This is a genomic window from Streptomyces sp. NPDC030798, from assembly GCF_055572275.1.
In genome coordinates this window covers 58,590-83,692 of sequence record NZ_JBVIDR010000002.1, presented here as the reverse complement: position 1 = coordinate 83,692, position 25,103 = coordinate 58,590, and the positions used below count along the sequence as shown (strand labels likewise).

Genomic DNA, 25,103 nt, shown 5'->3' with positions numbered 1-25,103 from the left:
GGACCGTCACGGCCGGGAAAAGGGAAACGGCCCGTGCCGGGGGGTCGTCCGGCGCGGGCCGTTGCGGCGGCTGGAGTGACGCAGGGCGTCAGAGGTTCAGGTCCTTGATCAGTTTGGCTACGTGGCCGGTGGCTCGGACGTTGTAGAGGGCGTGGGTCACCTTGCCCTGTTCGTCGATGATGATCGTGGAGCGGATGACGCCCAGGTAGGTCTTGCCGTAGTTCTTCTTCTCGCCGTAGGCGCCGTAGGCCTCGGTGGTCTTCTTCTCGGGGTCGGCGAGGAGGGTGACCTTGAGGGACTCCTTCTCGCGGAACTTCGCCAGCTTCTCGGGGGCGTCCGGGGAGATGCCGATGACGTCGTAGCCGGCGCCGGCCAGGAGGTCGAGGTTGTCGGTGAAGTCGCAGGCCTGCTTGGTGCAGCCTGGGGTGAGGGCCGCGGGGTAGAAGTAGACGATGACCTTGCGGCCCTGGTGGTCGGACAGGGAGACCTCGTTGCCGTCGGCGTCGGGGAGGGTGAAGGCGGGGGCCACGTCCCCCGGCTGGAGTCGCTCGCTCATCGGGCCAGCGTAACCGGGGGGCCTTGCGGTGCGGCTCGGCGTTGAGCTGACAGACTGTTCGGAACAGCATCAGGAGACTTCGGAGGCCGTACGGTGGCGGACACGTCGGACACGAGAACCCCGGCGCAGATCGAGGCGGACATCAGGCGCCGCCGTGAAGTGCTGGCCGAGACACTCGACGAGATCGGGGTGCGGGTGCACCCCAGGACGATCGTCGGGGATGCCAAGGCCAAGGTCGTCGCGAATGTCGATCACACGGTCGGGCGGGCATATGTGCAGGTCAACCGGGTGGTGAGTGAGGTGCGGGCGCAGTTCGTGGACGAGACGGGCGCGCCGCGGATCGAGCGGGTCGTGCCGGTGGCGCTGGTGGTGGTCGGGGTCGTGGGGCTGCTCGCCCTGGGTACCCGGCGGCGCAAGGGCTGAGCCGAGGGCGACCCGGAGACATACGCGCGGGTGGGAGACAGGTAGGTTCACAGGCGTGAGCGCCAACAGAAACGAGCAGAGCAGTCCCCAGCACGACAAGCTGCCCATTCGGATGCTGCATGACCGGGTCCTGGTCAAGCAGGAGGCCGGTGAGGGTGAGCGGCGGTCGGGGGGCGGGATCCTGATTCCCGCGACCGCCGCGGTGGGGCGGCGGCTGGCCTGGGCCGAGGTGGTCGCGGTCGGGCAGAACGTGCGAACCGTGGAGCCGGGCGACCGGGTCCTGTTCGACCCGGAGGACCGGGCCGAGGTCGAGGTGCGGGGCGTGGCGTACGTGCTCATGCGCGAGCGTGATCTGCACGCGGTGGCCGCGGACCGGTTCGAGGGCGCCGAGGACTCCACCGGGCTTTATCTCTGAGATCTGTCTGTGCGAGAAGGGGCTGGTGACCGTGGTCACCAGCCCCTTCCGTGTGTCTTAGGGCAGGCCTCCCGCGCCGCCGCTGTCGGCGCCGGTGGTGTTGCCGCCGTCGGTGCCTCCGCCGGTGGTCGGTCCTCCGTTGGTGGTGCCGGTGGTTCCGCCGCCGGTGGTCGCTCCGCCGTCGGAGGTCGTGCCGGTCGTACCGCCGCCGGTGGTCGCCCCGCCGTCGGAGGTCGTGCCGCCGCCGTCGGTGGTGCCTCCGGTGGTGGGGGTGCCGCCCGTGGTGGTGCCGGTGGAGGGGGTGCCGTTGCCGGGCGTGCCGCCGGTGTTCTGGCCGCCGTCGGCCGGGGTGCCCCCGCCGTTGTCCTGGCCGGTGGTGCCGGGCTGGTCGGAGGGTCCGCTGCTCGGGGGCTGCTGGACCTGGTCGGCGCCCTGCTGGAGCTCGAGGTCGAAGTCGTGGGCCGGCTTGCCCTTGAGCGCGTCGCGCGTGTACTGGGCCCAGATCTGGGTCGGCGGGCCGCCGCCGTTCATGCGGGGCTGCCCGAGGGCGTAGTACAGCGACATGTGCTTGGCCGTGACGGGGTCCTGGCCCATGACGGAGACGACGGTGGCCAGGTCGGGGGTGTAGCCGGCGAACCAGGCGGCCTTGTCGTCCTCGGCGGTGCCGGTCTTGCCGGCGGCGGGGCGGCCGGCGGCCTGGGCGGCGGTGGCGGTGCCGCTGTCGACCACGCTCTGCAGGATGGAGGTCGTGGTGTCGGCGGCCTCGCGGCTGACGGCCTGCTCCGTCGACTGGCCGGGGAGCCGGATCTGCTCGGTGTTGTCCTTGGTGATCTTCTCGACCATCGTGTAGGTGCCGTGCTTGCCGTGGTTCGCCAGGGTGGCGTAGGCCTCCGTCATGTCGAGGACGCTGGCGTTGGCGGTGCCCAGCGCGATGGAGGGGTACGGGCTGAGCTCCGGGGTGGTGGCGGGCAGGCCGAGGTCGACGGCGGTCTGCTTGACCTTGCCGGGGCCGACGTCGACGGCCATCTGCGCGTAGACGGCGTTGACCGAGAGGTCGGTGGCCTTGCGGACGGTGATGTCGCCGTACGACTTCTGGTCCTCGTTGGCGGGGGCGTAGGAGCCGCCGAGCCAGCCCTGGACGGGACGCATGCTGGTGCCGTCGTAGACGGTGTTGGGCGTGATGGTGTTGCCGTCCTGGGTGGTGGAGTGGTTCTGGACGGCGGAGGCGAAGACGAACGGCTTGAAGGTGGAACCGACCTGGAAGTCACGGCGGGTGGCGCCGTTGGTGTACTGCTTGACGTAGTCGATGCCGCCGTACATGGCGACGACCTTGCCGGTCTTGGGGTCGACGGAGGCTCCGCCCGCCCGGACGTAGCGGTCGGCCTTGCGGTTCTTCTTGTCCAGCTTGGAGATCAGCTGGTCGTTGACGGCCTTGACGAAGGCGTTCTGCTTGGCCTTCTGGATGGTGGTGGTGATGCGGTAACCGCCGCCTTCGAGCTGGTCCTTGGTGAGGATGTTGTGCTCGGTGAGGTAGTCCTTGACGGCCAGGACGAGGTAGCCGCGCTGGCCGGAGAGGCCGGTGGAGATGGTCTGTTCCTTGGGCATGGGGAACTTCATGCCGCTGCGCTCGGACTGGCTGAGCCAGCCCTTGCTGACCATGCCGTCCAGGACGTAGTTCCAGCGGGCGACGGCGGCCGCCTTGTTCTCGGGGTGCGCCACGACGTCGTACTCGCTCGGGGCGTTGACGAGTGCGGCGAGGTAGGCGGCGCGGGCGGGGTCGAGGTCGGTGGCGTCCCGGCCGTAGTAGGCCTGGGCGGCGGCCTGGATGCCGTAGGCGTTGCGGCCGAAGTAGCTGGTGTTGAGGTAGCCCTCGAGGATCTGGTCCTTGCTCTTGTTGCGGTCCAGCTTGATGGAGATGAAGAACTCCCTGGCCTTGCGGGTGACGGTCTGTTCCTGGGCCAGGTAATAGTTCTTGACGTACTGCTGGGTGATGGTGGAGCCGGACTGCTTGCCCTTGCCGGTGGCCGTGTTCCAGGCGGCGCGGATCATGGCCTTGGGGTCGACGGCGGACTCGGTGTAGAAGTCGCGGTCCTCGGCGGCCAGGACGGCGTGCTGGGCGTCCTTGGAGATCTGGGCGAGGGTGACGTTCTCGCGGTTGATCTTGCCGTCGCGGGCGAGCTGGGAGCCGTCGGCGTAGAGGTAGACGTTGCCCTGCTTGGTGGCGAGGGCGTTGGCGGGCGGGATCTTGACGAGGGCGTAGCCGAGGAAGAACAGGCCGATGACCAGGAGGACGCCGGTCACGAAGGTGCCGAGCACCATGCGCCAGGTGGGGAAGATCCGCCGCCAGCCGGTGCGCTTGCGCTTGGCCTTCTTGCCATTGCCGTTGCCGTTGCCTGCGGCGGCTGGGGCCGAGGGGTTCGAAGCGGGCGCGGGGTCGGCGTCGAGGGCGGTGGTCCGGGCGGTGGGCGCGGCGGTCCGGGCGGTGGGTGCGACGGCGGCGGTGGGCGCCGTGGCGGCGGTGGGTGCCGTTGCGGCAGTCGGTGCCTTCGGGGCGCCGCTCGGCTTGCCGACCCGGCGGAGGACCTGGGTGCTCTCCGGGGACTGGCTCACCGCGGTGACGTCGGGCGCCTTGACCCGCCGCAGGACCTGGGTGCTCTCCGCCGCGCGGGGCTCGTCGGAGTCCTGGGGAGCGCGTACGCCGGGCCGCTCGGCCGGCTTGCGGGAGGCGTCGCCCGTGGCCGCCGGCGCCGGACGCTTCCCCGTCTGCTGAGACGGCACGAACGGTTTCGCGGTCTGCGGCTTACCGGACTTATCCGGCTTTTCCGACTTTTCTGACGCCTCCTCCCGAGTCTCAGGGGCCTCAGCTGCCTCAGGTGCCTCAGGTGCCTCAGGAGTCTTCGACTTTGCCGGTTCATCCGGCTTCTGCCGCTTTTCGGGAGTCTCAGGCTTCTCGGGCGCCTTCGCCTCCTCGGCCCGCTCGGCCGCCGGTTCCGCAACGACGCCCCGGCCCTCGGTGCGCCCGGCACGGCTCGCCTGGGCGGCCCGCCGCGCGCGCGCCGCGTGCTCCGCACCGGCGCCGGCCGCCGACCGCTCCCCGGCCGGCGCAGCGCCGTCCTCGCTCTCCCGCGTGCGGCCCTCCGGGCGGGCTCCCGGGGCCTCGGGGCCTTCAGCCGGCAGCGGTGTGTTCGGTGACCCGCCCCTGTTCGGCTGCTGCGGCTGCGGCTCGTCGCTCATGTCGTGCACGGACTCCTGTTTCGCGTCGTACGTTCCCGTACGCCTCGTACGCCTTCTGCGCCCCCCGTGTGAAGACTCCCGCACCTGGCGTTCCGTTCCCGGAATCCGGCACGGTTCCGGCACGGAAAATGCGTGGCCGGCCGACCGGGCCTCGCACTAGGCTCCTGCGCTTCGGTGTCGAGCGGTCCCGGGAGGTGGACTGACGTGGGCGCGGGACGGTTGTACGGGGCCGTCGCGGCGGGGGGATTCAGACGGTACGCGACGTATCGGGTGGCCACTGCGGCAGGGGTGTTCACGAACACGGTCTTCGGGCTGATCCTCGTGTACACGTACCTGGCGCTGTGGGACGAGAAGCCGCACCTCGGAGGGTACGACCAGGCGCAGGCGGTGACCTTCGTGTGGCTGGGGCAGGCGCTGTACGCGACGCTGGCGATCCAGGGGGGAGGCTTCGAGGCGGAGTTCATGGAACGCATCCGTACGGGTGAGGTCGCCATCGATCTGTACCGGCCGGTGGATCTGCAGGCGTGGTGGCTGGCGAGCGATCTGGGGCGGGCGCTGTTCCAGCTGCTGGGGCGCGGGGTGGTTCCGTTCGCCTTCGGGGCGCTGGTGTTCCCGACGGCGCTGCCGAGGGATCCGGGGACGTGGCTGGCGGCCCTGGTCGCGGTGGTGCTCGCGATGGTCGTCAGTTTCGGGATCCGGTATCTGGTCGCGCTGACCGGGTTCTGGCTGATGGACGGCACCGGGGCGCTGCAGGCGCTGATGGTCACCGGGATCTTCTGCTCGGGGATGGTGCTGCCGCTGAACGCGTTCCCGGGGGCGCTCGGTGAGGTCGTACGGGCCCTGCCGTGGGCGGCGCAGTTGCAGGTGCCGGCGGATGTGCTGATGGGGAAGGCGGATCCGCTTCCGGCGTTCGTGTTCCAGGCGGCGTGGGCGGTGGTGCTGCTGGCGGCCGGACGGCTGGTGCAGTTGGCGGCGGCGCGGCGGGTGGTGGTGCAGGGTGGCTGAGGGAGGTGCGCCGGGCGGGCGCAGCTCCGTGGCCGAGGGGTTTCGTGCTTATCGGCTGATCTCGGCGATGTGGATCCGGTCCACGCTGACGTACCGGGTGTCGTTCGCGATGACCGTGTTCGGCGGTCTGCTGGTGACGGGCCTGGACTTCGTTTCGATCCTGCTGATGTTCTCGCGGGTGGACGTCCTCGGCGGCTACTCGCTGCCGGAGGTCGCGCTCCTGTACGGGCTGTCGGCGACCTCGTTCGGGATCGCCGACCTGGTGATCGGCTCGGCGGACCGGCTGGGCACGCGGGTGCGGGACGGCACGCTGGACACCCTGCTGGTGCGGCCCGCGCCCGTGCTGGCGCAGGTGGCCGCCGACCGGTTCGCGCTGCGCCGGGTGGGCCGGATCACGCAGGGGGCGCTGGTGCTGGGGTACGCGCTGGTCGCGTCGGACATCGCCTGGACGCCGCTGAAGGTGCTGATGGTGCCGGGGATGCTGGTCTGCGGCGGGGTGATCTTCTCCGCGGTGTTCGTGGCGGGGGCGGCCTTCCAGTTCGTGGCGCAGGACGCGGCCGAGGTGCAGAGCGCGTTCACGTACGGCGGTCAGACGCTGCTGCAGTATCCGCCGACGGTGTTCGGCAAGGAGCTGGTGCGCGGGGTGACGTTCATGCTGCCGCTGGCGTTCGTCAACTGGGTGCCGGCGGCCTATGTGCTGGGGCGGCCGTATCCGCTGGGCGGTCTGCCCGAGTGGGCGGCGTTCGCGTCCCCGGTGGTGGCGGGGGTGTGCTGTGCGGCGGCGGGGCTGGCGTGGCGGGCGGGGCTGCGGTCGTATCGGAGTACAGGGAGTTGACGGTGGACGCGTTCATCGAGGTGGACCGGGTCGAGAAGGTCTTCGAGGTCAGCAAGCGGGCGGGGCTGCTGAAGCGGGAGCGGCGGCAGGTGCGGGCGGTGGACTCGATCTCGTTCCGCGTGGCGCGCGGCGAGATGGTGGGGTACATCGGTCCGAACGGTGCGGGGAAGTCGACGACGATCAAGATGCTGACCGGGATCCTGATGCCGAGCGGTGGCCGGCTGCGGGTGGCGGGGATCGATCCGTCGCGGGAGCGGGCGCGGCTGGCGCACCGGATCGGGGTGGTGTTCGGGCAGCGGACGACGCTGTGGTGGGACCTGCCGCTGATCGACTCGTACCGGCTGGTGCACCGCATGTACCGGATTCCGGACGCCCGTTACCGGGAGAACCTCGAGCGGTGCGTGGAACTGCTGGAGCTGGGCGCCCTGTTGGACGTGCCGGTGCGCCAGCTGTCGCTGGGGCAGCGGATGCGCGGGGACATCGCGGCGGCGCTGCTGCACGACCCGGAGGTGCTGTACCTGGACGAGCCGACGATCGGGCTGGATGTCGTCTCGAAGGCCAAGGTGCGGGGCTTCTTGAAGGAGTTGAACGGCGAGCGCGGCACGACGGTGCTGCTGACGACCCACGACCTGCAGGACATCGAGCAGTTGTGCTCGCGCGTGATGGTGATCGACCACGGGCGGCTGATGTACGACGGCCCGCTCGCCGGGCTGCACGAGGCCGCGGAGGGTGAGCGGACCCTGGTGGTGGACCTGGAGCGCGAGATGGAGCCGATCGTGGCGCCGTCGTGCCGGGTGGTGCGGGTGGAGGGGCCGCGGCAGTGGCTGGCGTTCCCGGCGGGGCAGTCGGCGGCGCCGCTGGTGGCCCATGTCGCGGCGGAGTATCCGCTGGTGGACCTGTCGGTGCGGGAGCCGGACATCGAGGCGGTCATCGCGAAGATGTACGCGGAGAAGGCGGTCTCGTAGGCTTCTGTCATGACCGACGACGCACGCCCGGACGTCCGCGCGTCCGCCGCAGCCCCGGATCTCCGCGCCTCCGACGCCGACCGCGAGCGGGTGGCCGAGGTCCTGCGGGACGCCCTGGCGGAGGGGCGCCTGGACATGGGGGAGTTCGAGGAGCGCCTGGAGGCGACGTACAAGGCGCGTACGTACGGCGAGCTGGCGCCGATCACGCGGGACCTGCCGGCGGCCGGGGCCGCGGCACCGCCTCCCGCTCCGGTGTCCTTCACCAAGGAGCCGGTGCCGGACGGGAGTTGGGCGGGGCGGATCGTCGGGGGCGAGGGGTCCTCGACGGGCGGGGTCGCCATCCTGTCGGGGTTCGAGCGCAAGGGCCGCTGGACGATGCCGAAGCGGTTCACCTGCTTGGCGTTCCTGGGCGGCGGGGAGATCGATCTGCGCGAGGCGAATTTCGCGGCCCGCGAGGTGGAGATCAACTGCGTGGCGATCATGGGCGGTCTGCAGGTGACCGTGCCACCCGGGGTCGAGGTCGTCGTCCGCGGCATCGGCATCATGGGCGGCTTCGAGCACCCTCGGGACGACGGCCCGCCCGAGCCGGGCGCGCCGCGGGTGGTCATCGGCGGGTTCGCCTTCTGGGGCGGGGTCGGCGTGGAGCGCAAGGCCACCCGCGCGGAGCGCCGGCGTCTGAAGGAGGAGCGGCGCCAGGAGCGGCTGGAGAGCCGGGAGGCGCGTCATGAACTGCGCCGGGCGCGGCGGGAGGAGCGGGGACGGCGCGACCGCTGAGCCGCTCCCCCGGTTCCGGGAGCGCCGCAGGGGTTGCGCGCGATCCGGCCCGAGCGTGGTCCGTGGCCGTTCGCGCGGTTCCCCGTGGCCCTCGGGGCGCCGGTGGCGCTACGACGTGCACACCTTCGTCAGCTCGCCGGCCGCGTCCGTGACGGGGCTGACGTCGGGGGTGTTGTCGCCGTTCTTCAGGGACGTGCGGACGTTGGCGACGGCCTTGTTGAGGTCGTCGACGGCCTTGTTGACGTCGGCGTCGTCGGTCTTGTCGCCGATCTTGTCCAGGTTCTTCTGGATGGCGTCGAGGGAGGCGTCGGCCTGGGTGGGGTCGTTCGCGGCGTTCTCGACGGCCTGCTGGAGGTCGGTGACGCTGTCGGCGATGGTGTCGGCGGTCTGCACGCAGTCCATGGCCTTGTTGACGGCGTCGCACCCGGTGGTGAGACCGGCGGTGAGTGCGACGGTCGCTACGGCGGCGGCGACGGCGGTGAGCCGGGCTCGGCGTCGGCTGGCCATGGTGGGTTCCCTCCCCTGGTACGGCTGGCCGGGCGCGCGGTGCTGAGCCGTGCGCCCGTATCCGTAGGGACGCCGGGGAGGGGGCGGGGGTTGCCCTCGCACCCAGGGTTTTTTGGTCTGCCCTTTACTTCCCGCCCGTTACTTTCTGCCCGTTACTGTCTGCCTTTTTCACTTCTCGAGGGCGCTCGCGAGCGCGGCCCGCTGGAGTACGGCCAGTTCGGTGCAGCCGGCGACCGCGAGGTCGAGCAGCGCGTTCAGTTCCTCGCGGGCGAAGGGCTCGGCCTCGGCGGTGCCCTGGACCTCGACGAAGCGGCCGTCGCCGGTGCAGACGACGTTCATGTCGGTCTCGGCGCGCACGTCCTCCTCGTAGCAGAGGTCGAGGAGCGGGACGCCGCCGACGATGCCGACGGAGACGGCGGAGACGGTGCCGGTCAGCGGCTGCCGGCCGGCCTTGATCAGCTTCTTGCCCTGGGCCCAGGAGACGGCGTCGGCCAGCGCGACGTAGGCGCCGGTGATGGCCGCGGTGCGGGTGCCGCCGTCGGCCTGGAGGACGTCGCAGTCGAGGACGATGGTGTTCTCGCCGAGCGCCTTGTAGTCGATGACGGCGCGCAGGGAGCGGCCGATGAGCCGGGAGATCTCGTGGGTCCGGCCGCCGATCCGGCCCTTGACGGACTCGCGGTCGCCGCGGGTGTTGGTGGCGCGGGGCAGCATGGCGTACTCCGCGGTGACCCAGCCCTCGCCGCTGCCCTTGCGCCAGCGCGGGACGCCCTCGGTGACGGAGGCGGTGCAGAAGACCTTGGTGTCGCCGAAGGAGACGAGGACGGAGCCCTCGGCGTGCTTGCTCCAGCCGCGTTCGATGGTGACCGGGCGGAGCTGTTCGGGGGTACGGCCGTCGATGCGAGACATGGCGACGAGCCTAGCCGCACCGGCGCGAGGGGCTCCCCCCGCGTCGGGAAGAGCCCCTCAAGGGTGAACCCGGGCAGCACGCCCCGGCGGTTCACATCATGTCTTCGATCTCCGCGGCGATCGGGTCGGCGTCGGTGCCGATGACGACCTGGATGGCGGTGCCCATCTTGACGACGCCGTGGGCGCCGGCGGCCTTCAGGGCGGTCTCGTCGACCAGCGCGGGGTCGGCCACCTCGGTGCGCAGCCGGGTGATGCAGCCCTCGATCTCCTCGATGTTGTCGATGCCGCCGAGGCCGGCGACGATCTTCTCAGCCTTGCTGGCCATGTGCTGTCTCCCTGAAATCCCTGATCCGAACCGCTTTGTCGCAGTAACCCACAGTTGGCCCAACTTCGCGAGCGGTTCTGCCGTGTCCGCCCGATGATGGCGGTCACGACAGCGGAACCGTCCGCGACTGGTCTACACCACCCTGGGGACGGTCGCCAAACCGCGTCCGGTCGAGCAGCGGGGAGGACGCCATGAGTGCGCAGAGCGCGGGCGCCGCCGGGACGGCCGGTCCGGCGCGGGAACGCTGGAACCGGTTCTTCCAGGGGCTGCAGAAGATGGGCCGCAGCCTGCAGTTGCCCATCGCGGTGCTGCCGGCGGCGGGCATCCTGAACCGGCTGGGACAGCCGGACGTCTTCGGCGACCAGGGCCTGGGCTGGACCGATGTGTCGAAGGTGATGAAGGGCGCGGGCGGCGCGCTGCTGGACGGCTCCCTCGGTCTTCCGCTGCTGTTCTGCGTGGGCGTGGCGATCGGCATGGCGAAGAAGGCGGACGGCTCGACGGCGCTCGCGGCGGTGGTCGGCTTCCTCGTCTACTACAGCGTCCTGCACCAGTTCCCCCAGGCGTGCCCGGGCGGGTCCACGGCGCTTCCGGACATCGGCTGCCAGGTGAGCGTGGGCGCGGGGGTCGGCGCGGTGACGCCGTTCACCTTCCAGAACCCCGGGGTCTTCGGCGGCATCGTCATGGGTCTGCTGTCGGCCTTCTTCTGGGCCCGCTACCACCGCACCAGACTGGTGGACTGGCTGGGCTTCTTCAACGGCCGCAGGCTGGTCCCCATCATCATGGCGTTCGTCGCCATCGCCTTCGCGGCCCTGTGCCTGTGGATCTGGCCGCCCGTCGGTGACGCCCTGGAGAGCTTCAGCAAGTGGCTGCGGGACGCGGGCTCCTGGGGCGCGGGCGTCTTCGGGGTCGCGAACCGGGCGCTGCTGGTGGTGGGCCTGCACCAGTTCCTGAACGTGCCCATCTGGTTCCAGTTCGGCACCTACGTCCCGCCGGGCGGCAAGCCGGTGCACGGCGACATCAACATGTTCCTCGCGGGTGACCCGAACGCCGGTCAGTTCACCTCGGGCTTCTTCCCGATCATGATGTTCGCGCTGCCGGCGGCCGCGCTGGCCATGACCCACTGCGCCCGGCCCGAGCGCCGCAAGGAGGTCGGCGGGCTCATGCTCTCGGTGGCGCTCACCTCGTTCGTCACGGGCATCACCGAGCCGATCGAGTACTCCTTCCTCTTCATCGCGCCGGCGCTGTACGCGGTGCACGCGGTGCTGACGGGAGTGTCGATGGCGGTGACCTGGGCGCTGGGGGTGCACGACGGGTTCAGCTTCTCGGCGGGGCTGATCGACTACGTCATCAACTGGAACCTGGCGACCAGACCGTGGGCGATCATCCCGATCGGGCTGTGCTTCGCGGCCGTCTACTACGCCGTGTTCCGCTTCGCCATCACGAGGTTCGACCTGCGGACGCCGGGGCGGGAGCGGGCGGACGAGGTCGAGGACGTGACCAAGGTCTGACGCCCCGGCCGGGGGGCCCGGCGTGTACACGAAAAGTAGCGGTTCCGTCGCAGGAATCGCGGGTTCCTTATGCCGCCTTCATCGTGCTACAACAGGTCTACACCACTGAGTGGTGTAGACCACCACCCGATGGAGGACGTATGAGCACCGCCACCGCAACGGCGGCCCCCGCGAAGAAGCGGGGATCCGGTCTGTTCCAGGGCCTGCAGAAGGTCGGCCGCAGCCTGCAGCTCCCCATCGCCGTCTTGCCGGCGGCAGGCATCATGGTCCGGCTCGGCCAGGACGACATCTTCGGTAAGGACGGCCTGGGCTGGGACAAGGTCGCCGCGGTGTTCAACGCCGCGGGCGGTGCCATCACCGGCAGCCTGCCGATGCTGTTCTGCATAGGCGTGGCGATCGGCTTCGCCAAGAAGTCCGACGGCTCGACGGCCCTGGCCGCCCTGGTCGGCTTCCTCGTCTACAGCAAGGTACTCGAAGCGTTCCCGCTGACCGAGGAGCACATCGAGAAGGGCAAGATCGTCGCGGCGACGTACAACAACCCCGGTGTCCTCGGCGGCATCATCATGGGTCTGCTGTCGGCGCTGATGTGGCAGCGGTTCCATCGCACGAAGCTGGTGGACTGGCTGGGCTTCTTCAACGGCCGCCGGCTGGTGCCCATCCTGATGGCCTTCGTCGGCACCCTCGTCGGTGTCTTCTTCAGCCTGGTCTGGCAGCCCATCGGTGACGGCATCACCAGCTTCGGCGAGTGGATGACCGGCCTCGGCGCCTTCGGCGCGGCCCTCTTCGGCCTCGTCAACCGCGCGCTCATCCCCATCGGCATGCACCAGTTCGTGAACACCGTGGCCTGGTTCCAGCTCGGCTCGTTCAAGGACGCGGCGGGGCAGGTCTTCAACGGCGACTACAACCGCTTCCTGCACGGCGACCCGACCGCCGGAATGTTCATGTCCGGCTTCTTCCCCATCATGATGTTCGGTCTGCCGGCCGCCGCGATCGCCATCGCGCACTGCGCCCGTCCCGAGCGCCGCAAGGCCGTGATGGGCATGATGATCTCGCTCGCGCTGACCTCCTTCGTCACCGGCGTGACCGAGCCGATCGAGTTCTCCTTCATGTTCATCGCCCCGCTGCTGTACGTCATCCACGCCGTCCTGACGGCCGTGTCGATGGCCGTCACCTGGGCCCTGGGCGTCCACGCCGGCTTCAACTTCTCGGCGGGCGCGATCGACTACGTACTGAACTGGAACCTCGCCACCAAGCCCTGGCTGATCATCCCCATCGGCCTCGTCTTCGGCGCCGTCTACTACGCCGTCTTCCGCTTCGCCATCGTCAGGTTCGACCTCCCCACCCCGGGCCGGGAGCCCGAGGAGGAGGTCGAGGATCTCACCAAGGCGTGACGCCCGGGCGTACCGCGTGACGAAGGCCCCGGACCGGGAGGTCCGGGGCCTTCGGGGTGTTCGGGAGCGTCAGATCTCGTACGTCTGCCGCGGTGCCGCCAGGTCCACCGGGCCGGAGAAGGCCTCGCGGGCGTCACGGAGGTTGACCTGCGGGTCGGTCCACGGGGGGATGTGGGTGAGGACCAGGCGGCGGGCGCCCGCGCGGGCCGCCGTCTCGCCCGCCTCGCGGCCGTTGAGGTGCAGGTCGGGGATGTCCTCCTTGCCGTGCGTGAACGCCGCCTCGCACAGGAACAGGTCGGTGTCCCGGGCCAGCGCGTCCAGCACCTCGGTGACGCCCGTGTCGCCGGAGTAGGTGAGGGACGTCCCGCCGTGCTCGATGCGGATGGCGTACGCCTCGACGGGGTGGCGGACCCGCTCCGTGTGCACCGTGAAGGGGCCGATCTCGAACGTGGACGGCTTGACCGTGTGGAAGTCGAAGACCTCGCTCATGGAGGAGGCGGAGGGGGTGTCGGCGTAGGCCGTGGTCAGGCGGTGTTCGGTGCCCTCGGGGCCGTAGACCGGGAGCGGCGCGCAGCGGCCGCCGTCGTGGCGGTAGTAGCGCGCGACGAAGTAGCCCAGCATGTCGATGCAGTGGTCGGCGTGCAGATGGCTGAGGAAGATCGCGTCGAGGTCGTAGAGACCGCAGTGGCGCTGCAGCTCGCCCAGGGCGCCGTTGCCCATGTCGAGAAGCAGCCGGAAGCCGTCGGCCTCGACGAGGTAGCTCGAGCAGGCCGATTCCGCGGACGGGAACGACCCTGAGCAGCCGACGACGGTGAGCTTCATGAAGCAGAAACCTCCGTTGGCGGGAAGATCGACAGCGAGGTCGAAAGGGCGGGAAACGGTGGTCGTGCGGTTCGTCGAGCGTAAGGCGCAAAAGGGTTGGTCGCTCCTCCGCCAGGGGCCGTTGTGGGCGAACTCACCTGTGGTGTCACCGGTTCGGCTGGACCGGGGGCGCACAAGGATTGCGGGAGGGCGCGCGATGTCCGGCGCGCGCCGGTAACGTCGTGCCCATGGACACGTCCTGGTGGCTGGCGCTCGCGGCGGTGGTACTGCTCGCGCTCGTCGCCACGCTCGTCGACGGCTGGGGCCGGGGCGGCCGCCGGCCCGGCGGGCGCCGGCTGCGGCCCCCGGGACGGCCCGGCGGGCGCGGCGCGCGCCCGGCCACGCGTCCGCACCCCGGGGACATCTGGTGGGCGAACGTGCCCTACGAGGACCGGGCCGAGGTCAAGGACCGGCCCTGTCTGGTGCTGGCCGTGCGCGGCAACCGGGCGACGGTCGCGAAGATCACCACCAAGTACCACGACGAGCGCGCCGGGGTGATCCCGCTGCCGCCCGGCTCGGTCGGCGACGCCCACGGCCGGCCGAGCTTCCTGCAGACGGACGAGTTGCGCGAGGTCCCGGTGTGGGACTTCCGGCGCCGGGTGGGCGTGGTGGACCCGGTCCTGTGGGACCAGGTGCGCCACCTCGCCGGTTAGGGCCTGTCAGTTCACCTTCACGGTGACCTTCCAGTCCTGGATGCCCTTGCAGGAGACCTGGCCGGGTGCGGTGGGCTCGGCGCACAGGGGGCGGGAGGAGGTCAGCTCGGTGGTTCCGGCCGCGGCCGCCCGGTAGGCCGCCGTGGCGTCGCCGGGCTGGATGACGAAGCCGGAGTTGATCGCCGTCAGGGCGCTGCCGTTCGCGGCGACCGGCTTCCAGGGGCGGGCCCGGGTGCCGTCGAGGGTGAGCCGCAGCTCGCCGCCCTTGGCCAGGCAGAAGGTGCGGCCGTCGTCGGCGGCCGTCAGCTCCAGGTGGGCGACGCATCCGGTGCGGCTCCCCGAGGCACTCGGGGAGGGGGACACCTTGTCGTTGCCGCCCTGGCTGCCGCCGCCGCTCTGGGAGCCGCAAGCGGCCAGGAGCAGTGCTGCCGCCGCGATCGCGAGGGGTGTCGTACGGCGCATGGGGTCCGCCTCTCTGCCGTGACCGTCTTGTCTGCCATGGCCGTCCGACCGGCCGCCTGGTGCAGATGTGACGTACCACCGCGGCGGACGGATCCCGCACCCGGACGGCTGTCCGGGTGCGGGATCCGTGCCGTACGGGTCAGCTGGTCGTCAGGGCGGTGTCGTCCACGACGAAGCTGGTCTGGAGGGAGGAGTCCTCCACTCCGCTGAACTTCAGGGTGACCGTCTGACCGGCGAACGAGGACAGGTCGAAGGTCTTCTGCGTGTACCCCGAGGCGGCGTTGACGTTCGAGTACGTCGCCAGGGTGGTCGAACCGGCGGTGACGGTCAGCTTGTCGTACGCGGTGCTGCCGGACTCCGCGGTGTCGATGTGCAGGTAGAAGCTCAGGCTGGCCTTGCAGCCGGCCGGGACGGTCACCGACTGGGACACCGTGTCGGTGTGCGCGGAGCCGTAGCCGTCCAGCCAGGCCTTGTAGGAGCCGCTGTGCGCCGCCTCACCGCTGTCGGTGGTGATGACGCCGCTGCTGGCGGTCCAGCCGGTGCTGCCGGACTCGAAGCCCGGGTTGGCGAGGAGCTGCGCCGAGGTGCAGGTGCCGCCGGAGGAGCCGACCGTCCAGGTGAAGGAGGTCGAACCGGAGGCGCCGGTGGAGTCCTTCGCGGTGACGGTGACCTGGTAGGTGCCCGCGGTCGAGGCGGTGCCGGAGATCAGGCCGCTGGAGCTGTTGATGGACAGCCCGGTGGGCAGGCCGGAGGCGCTGTAGGTCAGGGTCGCGCCGGCGCTGTCGGTGGCGTGGATCTGCAGGCTCGCCGAGCCGCCGGTGGCGGTGGACTGGCTGCCGGGGTTGGTGACGGTCACGGTGTTGCCGCTGGTGGTGCCGGCGGTGAAGGCGGCGGTGCCGTTCGGGGTGCCCCAGCCGGTCGGGCCGTCGTAGCCGGTGCGGGCGGTGCAGAAGTACGAGGTGGAGCAGGAGCCGTTGCTGCCGCTGGTCACGTCGTACAGGTTGCCGGTGTGGGCGTAGGGGTACTTCGCCGGGTAGTCGGCAGTGCCCGGGGTGCCCGCGAGGGCGTAGACGCCGGCGACGATCGGGGCGGCGGCGCTGGTGCCGCCGTAGACCGCCCAGCCGGAGCCGCCGTAGGTGTCGTAGACCGCGACGCCGGTGGCCGGGTCCGCGACGGCGGAGACGTCGGCCTCCATGCGCTTGGAGCAGCCGGTGTCGGTCTGCCAGCTCGGCTTGGCGTCGTAGGCCGAGCAGCCGGAACCGGTGCCCTCGGTGGAGCTGGTGTGCCACACCGACTCGCTCCAGCCGCGGGAGTTGGAGGACTGGGTCAGCGCGGTGCCGCCGACGGCGGTGACGTACTGGGAGGTCGCCGGGTACTCGGCACCGTAGGCGGAGTCACCGGAGGAGACGGTGATGGCGACGCCGGGGTGCTTGAAGTACTGGGTGTCCTCGCTGGTCTGGGCGGAGGACTCGGAGCCGCCCCAGCTGTTGGAGACGACCTTGGCGCCGAGGGCGACGGCCTCGTTCTCGGCGGTGCCGAGGTCGGTGTCGTTGGCGGAGTCGGCCTCGACCAGGATGATGCTGCAGTTCGGGCAGACGGCGCTGACCATGTCGAGGTCGAGCGCCTCCTCACCGGCCCAGCCGCTGTCGTTGGTGGGCAGCGAGGTGGTGGAGCCGGTCTGGCTGACCTGCTTGAAGCAGCCGTTGGCCTTGGTGCACGAGGACAGGCCGTAGGTGGAGCGGTAGGTGGCCAGGTCGGACTCGGCGTTGGGGTCGTTGTAGGCGTCGACGATGGCGACGGTCATGCCGGAACCGCCCGTGGTGGGCAGGTTGTAGGCGCTGTGCAGGTTGGCCGGGGAGAGGCCGGAGGGAGCGGCCGCCGCGGCGGCGAGCGCCGAGGCGAGCCGCTGCTTGATGTCGGTGCGGCGCTGGGCGAAGCAGGACGCGTGGCCCGGCGCGGCGGTGGCGCACAGATGGGTCGTGGGGACCTTCTGCCCGGCCTTGCCGGTGGGGTGGAACGTCTGCCTCTTGGGGTCGGTCAGGGCCTTGGAGTTCTGGCCGGTCTTGGTCGCGGGGTGCGCGGAAGCGGCGGCCGCCTGGGCCCCGGCCGTCGGTGCCGCGGCGAACCCGGCGACGCTGAGGGCGAGGGCGGGGAAGGCGACGGACAGGAGTCTTCTCAGGCTCCGTCTCCGCCCGTTCGGGCGTGACTCACGCATGGGGAACTGCCTCCGGTTGAAGTGGGGATTCGCACTGGATTGGCAGGCCCGTGACGCGCGTAGCGGCGGCGGAACCGCGCAGTCATGAGCATGACACTCACAGACACCCGGCACGCCGCTTGGGTGAGCGTGACATGTCAGGGTGCGGGAGGAACGTAGCTCTGGCCCCGGCGTCACCGGCAGTGCCTCAGGGAATTCTTTGCCCTGCCGTAGGAATGGGTTGGCCCCCTCATAGGAGGGGGCTGGGACGCGCTTGAGGCGGGCCGACGCCCGGGGCCGGCCCCATCGGGCTCACGCCCAGAGCTGGCCCTGGAGGGTCTCGATGGCCTCTTCCGTGGTGGCCGCCGTGTAGACGCCGGTGGACAGGTACTTCCAGCCGCCGTCGGCCACGACGAACACGATGTCGGCGCTCTCCCCCGCGTTGACGGCCTTCCTGCCCACGCCGATCGCCGCGTGCAGGGCGGCGCCGGTGGAGACGCCCGCGAAGATGCCCTCCTGCTGCAGGAGTTCACGGGTGCGGGTGACCGCGTCGGCCGAGCCGACCGAGAAGCGGGTGGTGAGCACGGAGGCGTCGTACAGCTCCGGTACGAAGCCCTCGTCGAGGTTGCGCAGGCCGTACACCAGGTCGTCGTAGCGCGGCTCGGCGGCGACGATCTTCACGTCCGGCTTGTGCTCGCGCAAGTAGCGGCCGACGCCCATGAGGGTGCCGGTGGTGCCGAGGCCCGCGACGAAGTGGGTGACGGAGGGGAGGTCGGCGAGGATCTCCGGGCCGGTCGTCGCGTAGTGGGCACCCGCGTTGTCCGGGTTGCCGTACTGGTAGAGCATCACCCAGTCGGGGTGCTCGGCGGCCAGCTCCTTGGCCACGCGCACGGCGGTGTTGGAGCCGCCCGCGGCCGGCGAGGAGATGATCTCCGCGCCCCACATGCCGAGCAGGTCCCGGCGCTCCTGCGAGGTGTTCTCCGGCATCACGCACACCATGCGGTAGCCCTTGAGCTTGGCCGCCATGGCCAGCGAGATGCCGGTGTTGCCGGAGGTCGGCTCGAGGATCGTGCAGCCCGGGGTCAGGCGGCCGTCCTTCTCCGCCTGCTCGATCATGTGCAGCGCCGGGCGGTCCTTGACCGAGCCGGTCGGGTTGCGGTCCTCCAGCTTGGCCCAGATACGGACGTCGGCGGACGGCGAGAGCCGCGGCAGGCGCACCAGGGGGGTGTTGCCCACCGCGGCCAGCGGGGAGTCGTAGCGCATGCCGGGTCTCAGGCCATACCGCCGGCCACGGCCGGCAGGATCGTCACGGTGTCGCCGTCGGCCAGCTTCGTGTTGATGCCGTCGACGAAGCGGACGTCCTCGTCGTTCAGGTACACGTTGACGAAGCGGCGCAGCTGGCCGTTGTCCACGATGCGGGCCTGGATGCCCGCGTGCCGGCTCTCGAGGTCGGAGAACAGCTCGGCCAGGGTGTCCCCGCTGCCCTCCACCGCCTTCTGACCGTCGGTGTACGTGCGCAGGATGGTGGGGATGCGGACCTCGATGGCCATGGTTGCGGGCTCCTGTCGGGAAGTGTCGGGAAAGTGGGCGCGCGCGAGGGCGCCCCGCGGCTCACGGCCGTACGGCGGCGGGGTACGTCAACAGATGGCGCTGTTCAGCCTGCACAGGTCGACGTGCAGCCGCGCCACGAGCAGCGTGCCCGGCGCTTTCTCGCTCACGTCGTTCAGAACCATGGGGTCATCGTATCGATTCCCGGTCCGGGTCCCGGAGTGTGATCTCGCATGCTGGATGAATACCGACCGGATCGCGGGATCAGTACGCCTCGACGACCCTGACCTGCTCCTCCGTGACCTCTCCCGCCACGATGCGGTACGAGCGGAACTGGAAGTCGCCGAGGCCGTCGGTGTCGGCGGTGGAGACGAGGACGTAGTGGGCGCCGGGCTCGTTGGCGTAGGAGATGTCGGTGCGGGAGGGGAAGGCCTCGGTCGCCGTGTGGGAGTGGTAGATCACCACCGGCTCCTCGTCGCGGTCGTCCATCTCGCGGTAGAGCTTGAGGAGGTCGCCGGAGTCGAACTCGTAGAAGGTCGGCGACATGGCCGCGTTCAGCATCGGGATGAAGCGCTCGGGGCGGTCCGAGCCCGCCGGGCCCGCGACGACGCCGCACGCCTCGTCGGGGTGGTCCTTGCGCGCGTGCGCGACGATCTGGTCGACGAGGGCCTGGGTGATGGTCAGCATGGGCCAAAGGATAAGCGGGCGGGCCGCCCCGTACCGAGGTGTGGTACGGGGCGGCCCGGATGGTGGACGTCCTGAGCGGCTGCCGGCGGGGAGTGCCACGAGTGCTCCCCGTCGGCCGGACGTCCGCGCGAAGGTCAGCTCACCCGCTCCAGCTCCGGCTCGCGCCGGTCGGCGATCTCCGGGCTGCGGGACTTCAGCACCAGCCAGCCGATGCCGAGGGCGACGGCCCAGACGGCCATGACGTACAGGCAGACCCGGGAGTCGGCGTCGTAGGCGATCAGGCCGGTGACGAAGAGCAGGAACACGATGGCGATCCAGCTGCACACCGCGCCGCCCGGCGCCGGGAAGGCGGAGGCCGGCAGCCGGCCCGCGGTCACCGCGCGGCGGTAGAGGACGTGGCTGACCAGGATCATCAGCCAGGTCCAGATGCCGGCCGCGGTGGCGACGGAGGTGACGTAGCCGAAGGCCTTCTCCGGGACGACGTAGTTCAGGACCACGCCGATGCCCATGAACAGCACCGAGACGGTGATGCCGAGCGCCGGGGTCTTGGTGGCCGACAGCTTCGAGAAGACCCGCGGGGCCTCACCGTTGTCGGCGAGGGTGCGCAGCATGCGGCCGGTGGAGTACATGCCCGAGTTGCAGGACGACAGGGCCGCGGTGAGCACCACGAAGTTGACGATGCCGGCGCCGGCCGGGATGCCGATGACCGCGAACGCCTTCACGAAGGGGCTCACGCCCGGCGCGAACTCGGTCCACTTCACCACGCACAGGATGACGGTGAGGGCACCGACGTAGAACAGGGCGATGCGCCAGGGCAGCGTGTTGATGGCCTTCGGGAGGGTCTTCTCCGGGTCCTCCGACTCGCCGGCGGTGACGCCGACCAGCTCGACGGCGAGGTAGGCGAACATCACGCCCTGCAGCGTCATCAGCGAGGAGCCGATGCCCTTGGGGAAGAAGCCGTCGAACTGCCACAGGTTGGCCACGTGCGCGGTGTCACCGGCGGCGCTGAAGCCGAAGGTGAGCACGCCGAGACCGATCACGATCATGCCGATCAGGGCGGTGACCTTGACCATGGAGAACCAGAACTCGATCTCGCCGAACAGCTTCACCGAGATCAGGTTGGCCACGAACAGGACCACCAGGAAGACCAGGGCCGTCACCCACTGCGGGATGTGCGGGAACCAGTAGTGGACGTAGATCGCGGCGGCCGTCAGCTCGGCCATGCCGGTCACGACCCACATCAGCCAGTAGGTCCAGCCGGTGAAGTAGCCGAAGAACGGGCCGAGGAACTCGCGGGAGTACTCGGCGAACGAGCCGGAGACCGGGCGGTAGAGCAGCAGCTCGCCCAGGGCCCGCATGATGAAGAAGATGATCACGCCGGCGAGGGCGTACATCAGGATGAGGCTGGGACCGGCCTTGGCGATGTTCGCCCCGGCCCCCAGGAACAGGCCGACGCCGATCGCGCCGCCGATGGCGATCATCTGGACCTGCCGGCTGCCGAGCCCGCGCTCGTACCCCTCCTCGGGGGCTTCGGTGACCTTCTCAGAGGTCATGTGTGGTGCGCCTTTCTCCATGCCGAACCGGGCCTTTCGTCGGCCTCGGATCGGGTTTCGATCCCCCCGGATTGATGGAGCTGGGCGGGTTTCGCGGAACCCGCCCGTGCCTGGCCGGCGGTCGCCGGCTCGGTGGCGCACCCGGCCGAACATGGGTGGTGTTCGCCGGGCGGTCGTGAAGATTTATCACGGCCGCAATATTGATCACAGAGGCGGGTTGTGACGCATACCACAGGGAAAAGCGGACAAAGAGCGCCCGGATGCGGCAAAGCAGGCCGCAACGGTGACGGGATCGTTATCCGGATTTGAGCGTCCGCTGAGCGAACACAAAACCATCACTTTCCGGGCATAAGTGTGGCGACAAGGGTCTCCTGCAGGCCGCCGAGCCACAGGTAGGCCATCACCATCGGCTTGCGCTCGTCGTCGTCCGGGAGCCGGTAGAGCAGGTCGGTGTCGTCCTCGTCGGTGATCTCCAGGCGGGCGCCGATCGCCAGGCGCAGATCGTTGAGCGCGCCGAGCCAGCCCCGGGACTGCTGCGGGGACAGCTTCAGGACCGCGCCGCCCTCGTCGACCGGGGCGAGCGCGTCGAGGGTGCGGATCACCGAGAGGGCGTTCTCCCGCTTGCCGGCCCTGAGGTCGTTCTCGGTGTAGCGGCGGAACTCGGCGGAGTGCGCCTGCCGCTCCTCGGCCTCGGCCGGAGAGGCGGGCGGCTGCTCGGGGTCGCTGTAGGCATCCGGGAAGAGCCTTCTGAGGACGGGGTCGGCGGGCGGCTCGCTCGGCCCGTCGGCGAACAGCTCGGCGAGCGGGTCCGCGGGCGCGTCCTCGGCGGGGCCGGGGCCGATGAGTTCCAGCAACTGGACGGCCAGCGACCGGATGATGGAGATCTCGACGTCGTCGAGCGCGACGGCCGCGCCGCCGCCGGGAAGCGGTTCGAAGATTCCGGGCATGAAAGGGATCGCTACTTCCGGTCCTGCTGGAGGGTGGCCCACAGTCCGTAGCCGTGCATCGCCTGCACGTCGCGCTCCATCTCCTCGCGCGTGCCGCTGGAGACGACGGCCCGGCCCTTGTGGTGGACGTCGAGCATGAGCTTGGTGGCCTTGTCCTTGGTGTAGCCGAAGTACGTCTGGAAGACGTACGTCACATAGCTCATGAGGTTGACCGGGTCGTTGTGGACGATCGTGACCCAGGGGACGTCGGGCTCGGGTACGGCGAAGACCTCCTCCGCCGTCTCGGTGCGTTCGATCTCTACGGGCGCGGGTGACGTCACACAGCCCATGCTGCCACGATGTTGATTATTCGTCACACTGACGAAATGGGGGTACCATCGTCGTCATGCTGCACACACCGGGGGACAACCCCCGGACCCCCGGCCGGGCCTGGGGTGGCCGGGCAGTCACGAGCTGACGGAGGTTTTGGTGGACGTGGCGGACCTTGGGCTGCCGGTGGACGTTCCCTCGACGGCGCTCTTCACGGACCAGTACGAGCTGACGATGCTGCAGGCCGCCCTGAAGGCGGGCACGGCCGAGCGGCGCAGCGTGTTCGAGGTCTTCACCAGGCGGCTGCCCGAGGGACGCCGCTACGGCGTGGTGGCGGGCACCGGACGCGTGCTGGACGCGGTGGCGAACTTCCGCTTCGACGACGCCGTCCTCGGCTTCCTGGCCGAGCGCGGGATCGTCGACGAGGGGACCCTGAAGTGGCTCGCCGACTACCGCTTCGGCGGGGACATCTGGGGCTACCCCGAGGGCGAGGTGTACTTCCCGGGCTCGCCGATCGTGCGGGTCGAGGGCTCCTTCGCCGAGTGCGTGCTGCTGGAGACCGTGATCCTGTCCATCCTCAACCACGACTCGGCGATCGCGGCCGCCGCCTCCCGGATGGCCTCCGCCGCCGGTGACCGGCCGCTGATCGAGATGGGCGCCCGCCGCACCCACGAGCTGGCCGCCGTGGCCGCCTCCCGGGCCGCCTACGTCGGCGGCTTCGCGACCACCTCCGACCTGGCGGCCGGCTTCCGCTACGGCATCCCGACCGTCGGCACCTCCGCGCACGCCTTCACCCTGCTGCACGACCAGGAGCGGGACGCCTTCCGCGCCCAGGTGGACGCCCTCGGCCGGGGCACGACGCTGCTGGTGGACACCTACGACGTCACCGAGGCCGTCCGTACGGCCGTGGAGGTGGCCGGCCCGGAGCTGGGCGCCGTGCGCATCGACTCGGGTGACCTGCTGCTGGTGGCGCACCGGGTGCGACAGCAGCTCGACGAGCTGGGGGCCCGCGACACGAAGATCGTGGTCACCTCCGACCTGGACGAGTACGCGATCGCGTCCCTCGCCGCCGCGCCCGTGGACGCCTACGGTGTCGGCACCCAGCTGGTGACCGGCTCCGGGCACCCGACCTGCTCGATGGTCTACAAGCTCGTCGCCCGCGCCGAGTCCGCCGACCCGGCGGCGCCGCTGGTGCCGGTCGCGAAGAAGTCCAGCGGGGGCAAGACGTCGATCGGCGGCCGCAAGTGGGCCGCACGCCGGCTGGACGGGGACGGGGTGGCGGAGGCCGAGGTCGTGGGCACCGGGGCGGTGCCGGCCGAGCTGGCCGAGCGGCAGCTGCTGGTAGAGCTGGTCAGGGCGGGCGAGGTGGTGGGCCGGGAGCCGCTGGACGTGCCCCGGGAGCGGCACATCGCGGCCCGCGCGAACCTGCCCCTGTCCGCGACACAGCTCTCCCGAGGGGAACCCGTCCTTCCGACGGAGTACGTGCACGGGCCGTCGGGTAGCTAATGCAGGTCGCTGTCCGCACGCTCGAACGGCCCCCTCCCGCACGGGCCGTCGAGTCTCTAGGCTCTATTACTTAACCCACAGTCGAAGGACACCCACCATGCGCCGCGCCTTGATCGTCGTAGACGTGCAGAACGACTTCTGCGAGGGGGGCAGCCTCGCGGTGGCCGGCGGTGCGGACGTGGCCGCCGCCATCACCGAGCTGATCGGCCAGGCGGCCGGCTCCGGCTACCGGCACGTGGTCGCCACCCGGGACCACCACATCGCCCCCGGGGGTCACTTCGCCGACAACCCCGACTACGTCCGCTCCTGGCCCGCGCACTGCGTCGCGGGCACGGAGGGCGTCGGCTTCCACCCGAACTTCGCCCCGGCGGTCGCCTCCGGCGCGGTGGACGCCGTCTTCGACAAGGGTGCCTACTCGGCGGCCTACAGCGGCTTCGAGGGCACCGACGAGAACGGCGTCCGCCTGGCCGACTGGCTGCGCGCGCGGGACATCGAGGAGGTCGACGTGGTGGGCATAGCCACGGACCACTGCGTCCGCGCCACGGCCCTGGACGCCGCCAAGGAGGGCTTCCGCACCCACGTCCTGCTGGACCTGACGGCGGGCGTGGCCCCGGAGAGCACCGAGCGCGCCCTGGAGGAACTGCGCCAGGCCAACGTGGAACTCACCGGCAAGCCGGTGGTCAGCGGCTAGCCGGGCCCTCCGGGGGCTCGGCACCGCCGTCGCCCCCGGCCGAGCCGGCGCAGAACTCACCGCCGACCCGCCCGCAGGACTGGGCCGGCGAAGAACGCACACCGGCCGGGAGCACGACCCGCCCCGGAACCCAGCGGGCGGCACACCCCGGCCGCAGGTCGAGGCCGGCGCGGACCACACCGCCGAGCCCGTCCCCCGACCGGTGACCGACCCGCCCGGGAACCCAGCGGGCGGCACACCCGGCCGCAGGTCGAGGCCGGCGCGGACCACACCGCCGAGCCCGTCCCCCGCCCGGTGACCCGGCCCGCCCGGGAACCCGGCGGGCAACGGCCCGTCCGCCGGGCCGGGCCGACGTGGAGCCGGCCGGCCGGTGGGCGCGGCCGGGCAGGGCGTCCCGTGGGCGGGGGTCTCAGGTCTGCTGTACCACCGGCGGGGTGCGGAGCAGGGCGCGGATGGGGTGCCACAGTTCTGTGACCGTGACACCGTTGTCCGGCGCCGTGCGCCATATCAGGCCGTCGGGATGGTGCAGGACGGCCGTGATCTCGTCCGGGGTCGGCGGGGCGGCGTTGCCGCGGAGGTAGACCGCGCGCAGGCCCAGGTTGCGCAGCCGGGTCAGGGCCCGGGCGCGGTTGTGCGCGTGGACCAGTACGCGCACGCCGGCGGCGGCGTCGGCGGGGCTGGGCAGGTTGAGTGCCACCACCACCGTGCCGTTCGGCAGCTTGCAGAAGCCTCCTGCGGCCATGCGGTCACATCCCCGTTTCGGTCGGTGTCAATAAGCGAGCCACATGACGCACCTAAACACGATCGGCGGCAACCCGCCAGAGGGTTGCCGCCGATGCGCTTGTGAC

General features: G+C 70.8%; 27 protein-coding genes. 11 read left to right on the top strand and 16 right to left on the bottom strand.

What is annotated here, in order from left to right; genetic code table 11:
- Positions 1-88: 88 nt before the first annotated feature.
- Positions 89-556, bottom strand: coding sequence for a thioredoxin-dependent thiol peroxidase (gene bcp, locus ACZ404_RS04900; protein ID WP_468435989.1), 468 nt, complete (start codon positions 554-556; stop codon positions 89-91).
- A 93-nt stretch (positions 557-649) separates the two neighbouring features.
- Between bcp and ACZ404_RS04895 the strand changes: the two genes are divergently transcribed.
- The gene (locus ACZ404_RS04895) at positions 650-979 is read left to right on the top strand and encodes a DUF3618 domain-containing protein (RefSeq protein WP_468435987.1); all 330 of its coding nucleotides are present in this window, start codon (positions 650-652) and stop codon (positions 977-979) included.
- 112 nt (positions 980-1,091) lie between these two features.
- Positions 1,092-1,394 carry a GroES family chaperonin gene (locus ACZ404_RS04890; protein WP_468437130.1) on the top strand — a complete coding sequence of 101 codons (303 nt, stop codon included), beginning with the start codon at positions 1,092-1,094 and terminating at the stop codon, positions 1,392-1,394.
- 57 nt (positions 1,395-1,451) lie between these two features.
- Here the strand turns inward: ACZ404_RS04890 and ACZ404_RS04885 are convergent, their stop codons facing one another.
- The gene (locus tag ACZ404_RS04885; protein ID WP_468435985.1) at positions 1,452-4,172 is read right to left on the bottom strand and encodes a transglycosylase domain-containing protein; all 2,721 of its coding nucleotides are present in this window, start codon (positions 4,170-4,172) and stop codon (positions 1,452-1,454) included.
- 660 nt (positions 4,173-4,832) lie between these two features.
- On the opposite strand from ACZ404_RS04885, the gene ACZ404_RS04880 reads away from it, so the two are divergent.
- The 4 genes from ACZ404_RS04880 to ACZ404_RS04865 all read left to right on the top strand — a co-directional run bounded on the left by ACZ404_RS04880 (position 4,833) and on the right by ACZ404_RS04865 (position 8,207).
- The gene (locus ACZ404_RS04880; protein ID WP_468435983.1) at positions 4,833-5,633 is read left to right on the top strand and encodes an ABC transporter permease; all 801 of its coding nucleotides are present in this window, start codon (positions 4,833-4,835) and stop codon (positions 5,631-5,633) included.
- A gap of 67 nt (positions 5,634-5,700) precedes the next feature.
- A complete protein-coding gene (locus ACZ404_RS04875; RefSeq protein ID WP_468435982.1) occupies positions 5,701-6,468 on the top strand; it encodes an ABC transporter permease in 768 nt (255 codons plus the stop codon).
- Positions 6,465-7,433, top strand: coding sequence for an ABC transporter ATP-binding protein (locus ACZ404_RS04870; protein WP_468435981.1), 969 nt, complete (start codon positions 6,465-6,467; stop codon positions 7,431-7,433). Before ACZ404_RS04875 ends, ACZ404_RS04870 begins: the two co-directional genes overlap by 4 nt.
- A gap of 9 nt (positions 7,434-7,442) precedes the next feature.
- Complete coding sequence (locus ACZ404_RS04865; RefSeq protein ID WP_468435980.1) at positions 7,443-8,207, top strand: DUF1707 SHOCT-like domain-containing protein; 765 nt, start codon at positions 7,443-7,445, stop codon at positions 8,205-8,207.
- Positions 8,208-8,315: 108 nt separating this feature from the next.
- Here ACZ404_RS04865 and ACZ404_RS04860 read toward each other — a convergent pair whose 3' ends face one another.
- From ACZ404_RS04860 to ACZ404_RS04850, 3 genes are all read right to left on the bottom strand, one after another.
- Entirely contained in the window at positions 8,316-8,714 is a 399-nt protein-coding gene (locus ACZ404_RS04860) for a prefoldin domain-containing protein (protein WP_468435979.1), read from the bottom strand.
- 168 nt (positions 8,715-8,882) lie between these two features.
- On the bottom strand, positions 8,883-9,620 hold the full coding sequence (rph, locus tag ACZ404_RS04855; protein ID WP_468435978.1) for a ribonuclease PH: 738 nt from the start codon (positions 9,618-9,620) through the stop codon (positions 8,883-8,885).
- A 91-nt stretch (positions 9,621-9,711) separates the two neighbouring features.
- Entirely contained in the window at positions 9,712-9,945 is a 234-nt protein-coding gene (locus ACZ404_RS04850) for a PTS sugar transporter subunit IIB (protein WP_468435977.1), read from the bottom strand.
- 191 nt (positions 9,946-10,136) lie between these two features.
- Between ACZ404_RS04850 and ACZ404_RS04845 the strand changes: the two genes are divergently transcribed.
- Together ACZ404_RS04845 and ACZ404_RS04840 are read left to right on the top strand one after the other, a co-directional pair.
- On the top strand, positions 10,137-11,453 hold the full coding sequence (locus tag ACZ404_RS04845; protein WP_468435976.1) for a PTS transporter subunit EIIC: 1,317 nt from the start codon (positions 10,137-10,139) through the stop codon (positions 11,451-11,453).
- A gap of 140 nt (positions 11,454-11,593) precedes the next feature.
- Positions 11,594-12,844: a PTS transporter subunit EIIC gene (locus ACZ404_RS04840; RefSeq protein WP_468435975.1), complete on the top strand. Its 1,251-nt coding sequence runs from the start codon at positions 11,594-11,596 to the stop codon at positions 12,842-12,844.
- A 69-nt stretch (positions 12,845-12,913) separates the two neighbouring features.
- Here the strand turns inward: ACZ404_RS04840 and ACZ404_RS04835 are convergent, their stop codons facing one another.
- Positions 12,914-13,666, bottom strand: a complete 753-nt coding sequence (locus tag ACZ404_RS04835) for an MBL fold metallo-hydrolase (protein ID WP_468435974.1) — start codon at positions 13,664-13,666, stop codon at positions 12,914-12,916.
- 227 nt (positions 13,667-13,893) lie between these two features.
- Here ACZ404_RS04835 and ACZ404_RS04830 point away from each other — a divergent pair, with 227 nt between their 5' ends.
- Entirely contained in the window at positions 13,894-14,358 is a 465-nt protein-coding gene (locus ACZ404_RS04830; RefSeq protein WP_468435973.1) for a type II toxin-antitoxin system PemK/MazF family toxin, read from the top strand.
- A gap of 6 nt (positions 14,359-14,364) precedes the next feature.
- Here the strand turns inward: ACZ404_RS04830 and ACZ404_RS04825 are convergent, their stop codons facing one another.
- From ACZ404_RS04825 to clpS, 9 genes are all read right to left on the bottom strand, one after another.
- On the bottom strand, positions 14,365-14,820 hold the full coding sequence (locus ACZ404_RS04825) for a hypothetical protein (protein WP_468435972.1): 456 nt from the start codon (positions 14,818-14,820) through the stop codon (positions 14,365-14,367).
- 139 nt (positions 14,821-14,959) lie between these two features.
- Positions 14,960-17,035, bottom strand: coding sequence for a putative Ig domain-containing protein (locus ACZ404_RS04820; RefSeq protein WP_468435971.1), 2,076 nt, complete (start codon positions 17,033-17,035; stop codon positions 14,960-14,962).
- Positions 17,036-17,326: 291 nt separating this feature from the next.
- Complete coding sequence (locus ACZ404_RS04815; RefSeq protein WP_468435970.1) at positions 17,327-18,277, bottom strand: PLP-dependent cysteine synthase family protein; 951 nt, start codon at positions 18,275-18,277, stop codon at positions 17,327-17,329.
- 8 nt (positions 18,278-18,285) lie between these two features.
- Complete coding sequence (locus tag ACZ404_RS04810; RefSeq protein WP_468435969.1) at positions 18,286-18,564, bottom strand: MoaD/ThiS family protein; 279 nt, start codon at positions 18,562-18,564, stop codon at positions 18,286-18,288.
- Between the two features lie 87 nt (positions 18,565-18,651).
- On the bottom strand, positions 18,652-18,747 hold the full coding sequence (locus ACZ404_RS04805) for a putative leader peptide (RefSeq protein ID WP_309550412.1): 96 nt from the start codon (positions 18,745-18,747) through the stop codon (positions 18,652-18,654).
- A 79-nt stretch (positions 18,748-18,826) separates the two neighbouring features.
- Entirely contained in the window at positions 18,827-19,249 is a 423-nt protein-coding gene (locus tag ACZ404_RS04800) for a M67 family metallopeptidase (protein ID WP_468435968.1), read from the bottom strand.
- A 134-nt stretch (positions 19,250-19,383) separates the two neighbouring features.
- Complete coding sequence (locus ACZ404_RS04795; RefSeq protein WP_468435966.1) at positions 19,384-20,802, bottom strand: amino acid permease; 1,419 nt, start codon at positions 20,800-20,802, stop codon at positions 19,384-19,386.
- A gap of 335 nt (positions 20,803-21,137) precedes the next feature.
- The gene (locus ACZ404_RS04790) at positions 21,138-21,749 is read right to left on the bottom strand and encodes a DUF2017 domain-containing protein (protein WP_468435964.1); all 612 of its coding nucleotides are present in this window, start codon (positions 21,747-21,749) and stop codon (positions 21,138-21,140) included.
- An 11-nt stretch (positions 21,750-21,760) separates the two neighbouring features.
- Positions 21,761-22,078 carry an ATP-dependent Clp protease adapter ClpS gene (gene clpS, locus ACZ404_RS04785; RefSeq protein ID WP_468435962.1) on the bottom strand — a complete coding sequence of 106 codons (318 nt, stop codon included), beginning with the start codon at positions 22,076-22,078 and terminating at the stop codon, positions 21,761-21,763.
- A 139-nt stretch (positions 22,079-22,217) separates the two neighbouring features.
- On the opposite strand from clpS, the gene ACZ404_RS04780 reads away from it, so the two are divergent.
- Together ACZ404_RS04780 and ACZ404_RS04775 are read left to right on the top strand one after the other, a co-directional pair.
- On the top strand, positions 22,218-23,564 hold the full coding sequence (locus ACZ404_RS04780; protein ID WP_468435960.1) for a nicotinate phosphoribosyltransferase: 1,347 nt from the start codon (positions 22,218-22,220) through the stop codon (positions 23,562-23,564).
- Between the two features lie 97 nt (positions 23,565-23,661).
- Entirely contained in the window at positions 23,662-24,255 is a 594-nt protein-coding gene (locus tag ACZ404_RS04775) for an isochorismatase family protein (protein WP_468435958.1), read from the top strand.
- A gap of 409 nt (positions 24,256-24,664) precedes the next feature.
- Here the strand turns inward: ACZ404_RS04775 and ACZ404_RS04770 are convergent, their stop codons facing one another.
- Complete coding sequence (locus ACZ404_RS04770) at positions 24,665-24,997, bottom strand: hypothetical protein (protein WP_468435956.1); 333 nt, start codon at positions 24,995-24,997, stop codon at positions 24,665-24,667.
- Positions 24,998-25,103: the final 106 nt, after the last annotated feature.

Bases quoted from the DNA above. Each gene is read 5' to 3' on its own strand.
- bcp (WP_468435989.1), bottom strand. From the start codon at position 556: ATGAGCGAGCGACTCCAGCCGGGGGACGTGGCCCCCGCCTTCACCCTC.
- ACZ404_RS04890 (WP_468437130.1), top strand. From the start codon at position 1,092: ATGCTGCATGACCGGGTCCTGGTCAAGCAGGAGGCCGGTGAGGGTGAG.
- ACZ404_RS04875 (WP_468435982.1), top strand. From the start codon at position 5,701: ATGTGGATCCGGTCCACGCTGACGTACCGGGTGTCGTTCGCGATGACC.
- ACZ404_RS04865 (WP_468435980.1), top strand. From the start codon at position 7,443: ATGACCGACGACGCACGCCCGGACGTCCGCGCGTCCGCCGCAGCCCCG.
- ACZ404_RS04860 (WP_468435979.1), bottom strand. From the start codon at position 8,714: ATGGCCAGCCGACGCCGAGCCCGGCTCACCGCCGTCGCCGCCGCCGTA.
- rph (WP_468435978.1), bottom strand. From the start codon at position 9,620: ATGTCTCGCATCGACGGCCGTACCCCCGAACAGCTCCGCCCGGTCACC.
- ACZ404_RS04850 (WP_468435977.1), bottom strand. From the start codon at position 9,945: ATGGCCAGCAAGGCTGAGAAGATCGTCGCCGGCCTCGGCGGCATCGAC.
- ACZ404_RS04845 (WP_468435976.1), top strand. From the start codon at position 10,137: ATGAGTGCGCAGAGCGCGGGCGCCGCCGGGACGGCCGGTCCGGCGCGG.
- ACZ404_RS04840 (WP_468435975.1), top strand. From the start codon at position 11,594: ATGAGCACCGCCACCGCAACGGCGGCCCCCGCGAAGAAGCGGGGATCC.
- ACZ404_RS04835 (WP_468435974.1), bottom strand. From the start codon at position 13,666: ATGAAGCTCACCGTCGTCGGCTGCTCAGGGTCGTTCCCGTCCGCGGAA.
- ACZ404_RS04830 (WP_468435973.1), top strand. From the start codon at position 13,894: ATGGACACGTCCTGGTGGCTGGCGCTCGCGGCGGTGGTACTGCTCGCG.
- ACZ404_RS04825 (WP_468435972.1), bottom strand. From the start codon at position 14,820: ATGCGCCGTACGACACCCCTCGCGATCGCGGCGGCAGCACTGCTCCTG.
- ACZ404_RS04820 (WP_468435971.1), bottom strand. From the start codon at position 17,035: ATGCGTGAGTCACGCCCGAACGGGCGGAGACGGAGCCTGAGAAGACTC.
- ACZ404_RS04815 (WP_468435970.1), bottom strand. From the start codon at position 18,277: ATGCGCTACGACTCCCCGCTGGCCGCGGTGGGCAACACCCCCCTGGTG.
- ACZ404_RS04810 (WP_468435969.1), bottom strand. From the start codon at position 18,564: ATGGCCATCGAGGTCCGCATCCCCACCATCCTGCGCACGTACACCGAC.
- ACZ404_RS04805 (WP_309550412.1), bottom strand. From the start codon at position 18,747: ATGGTTCTGAACGACGTGAGCGAGAAAGCGCCGGGCACGCTGCTCGTG.
- ACZ404_RS04800 (WP_468435968.1), bottom strand. From the start codon at position 19,249: ATGCTGACCATCACCCAGGCCCTCGTCGACCAGATCGTCGCGCACGCG.
- ACZ404_RS04795 (WP_468435966.1), bottom strand. From the start codon at position 20,802: ATGACCTCTGAGAAGGTCACCGAAGCCCCCGAGGAGGGGTACGAGCGC.
- ACZ404_RS04790 (WP_468435964.1), bottom strand. From the start codon at position 21,749: ATGCCCGGAATCTTCGAACCGCTTCCCGGCGGCGGCGCGGCCGTCGCG.
- clpS (WP_468435962.1), bottom strand. From the start codon at position 22,078: ATGGGCTGTGTGACGTCACCCGCGCCCGTAGAGATCGAACGCACCGAG.
- ACZ404_RS04775 (WP_468435958.1), top strand. From the start codon at position 23,662: ATGCGCCGCGCCTTGATCGTCGTAGACGTGCAGAACGACTTCTGCGAG.
- ACZ404_RS04770 (WP_468435956.1), bottom strand. From the start codon at position 24,997: ATGGCCGCAGGAGGCTTCTGCAAGCTGCCGAACGGCACGGTGGTGGTG.